The following is a 911-nucleotide window of genomic DNA, read 5'->3' on the forward strand; positions in this document are numbered from 1 at the left end:
TCTAACCCGGCACCATGAACCCGCCGCGACAATCTGTTCTCATCCTGATAGTCGCTGACCTCTCACCCAGATCGTCGCGCTATATTAACCAAGCCTATCATGCTGGCGCCGATCAGGGCCGCAACTGGCAGGCCAATCCCACGCAATACCTCGGCATGGCGAAGCGTAACGCGGCTGACCGCCGAAGCCATTTCCAACCGGAGAGGGTTCAGGACTTCGCGGGCTTCTGATCTGGCCAGAAGATCGATTTCCTCGTTGGTCATATCGACGCCTCCCGGATGGGGGCGCCAGCAGCCATGAGATGAGCGATCAACGTCTCAGGCTTGCGGAAAACGCCGCAACCATGGCCCTGCCGGAAATAGGTGTTGAGCCGGTCGCGCTGAGCAGGCGTGGGCATCTTCTTGCCGTCCTTGAACTCAGCGAAGAAAACGCCCCCGGCCCATGTGACGACCAGATCAAGCGCGCCAGCGCGGGCGCCCTCTTTCCACCGCTGGATGCGCTCCCAATCTGTAGCTTTGCCAGCATTGGGGATGGCCACCACATCGCATTGCGGCCCCAGTTTCGCCAGCAGCGCTAAGAAGGTCATCTGCCGCTGCAATTCGGACGCGGGATTGCTGTCCTTGGCTTCAATAAACCAAGGCTCGTCGCCGTCCTTCTCGGCTAGAATATCAGCGAAGGCGTCCAGAACGCTCAAAGCCCGGCCGCCTCCCGTTTTTGACGGGCGATCGTCAGCTCATATTCGATTTCCTTGATCGGCACGCGATAGGAGCGGGCGAGCGATTCCGGCGTGAAAATGTCGAGCGACCGCGCGGATGCTAGCAGCATCTTAACCTCTCTTATTCACGACGCTCGGTTTCGGGCCCGCTCTGGGCATTTGCTGCGGCTGGCTGTATTGCGCGGACGACCGGCAT

At 60.0% G+C, this 911-nt stretch carries 3 protein-coding genes; all 3 read right to left on the bottom strand.

What is annotated here, in order from left to right; all coding sequences use genetic code 11:
• Nucleotides 1-62 precede the first annotated feature (62 nt).
• The 3 genes from K7W03_RS27515 to K7W03_RS28165 are packed head-to-tail and all read right to left on the bottom strand — an operon-like array spanning nucleotide 63 to nucleotide 825.
• Nucleotides 63-263, bottom strand: coding sequence for a hypothetical protein (locus K7W03_RS27515; protein ID WP_222888140.1), 201 nt, complete (start codon nucleotides 261-263; stop codon nucleotides 63-65).
• Nucleotides 260-694, bottom strand: coding sequence for a hypothetical protein (locus tag K7W03_RS27520; RefSeq protein ID WP_222888142.1), 435 nt, complete (start codon nucleotides 692-694; stop codon nucleotides 260-262). Before K7W03_RS27520 ends, K7W03_RS27515 begins: the two co-directional genes overlap by 4 nt.
• Nucleotides 691-825 (bottom strand): hypothetical protein, encoded by a 135-nt coding sequence (locus K7W03_RS28165; protein ID WP_264319095.1) that lies wholly within the window; start codon nucleotides 823-825, stop codon nucleotides 691-693. Before K7W03_RS28165 ends, K7W03_RS27520 begins: the two co-directional genes overlap by 4 nt.
• Between the last annotated feature and the right edge of the window lie 86 nt (nucleotides 826-911).

This window comes from Sphingobium sp. PNB (assembly GCF_019873065.1).
Lineage (GTDB): Bacteria > Pseudomonadota > Alphaproteobacteria > Sphingomonadales > Sphingomonadaceae > Sphingobium > Sphingobium fuliginis.

Coding starts and splice junctions, on each gene's coding strand:
- K7W03_RS28165 (WP_264319095.1), bottom strand. CDS start 825: ATGCTGCTAGCATCCGCGCGGTCGCTCGACATTTTCACGCCGGAATCG.
- K7W03_RS27515 (WP_222888140.1), bottom strand. CDS start 263: ATGACCAACGAGGAAATCGATCTTCTGGCCAGATCAGAAGCCCGCGAA.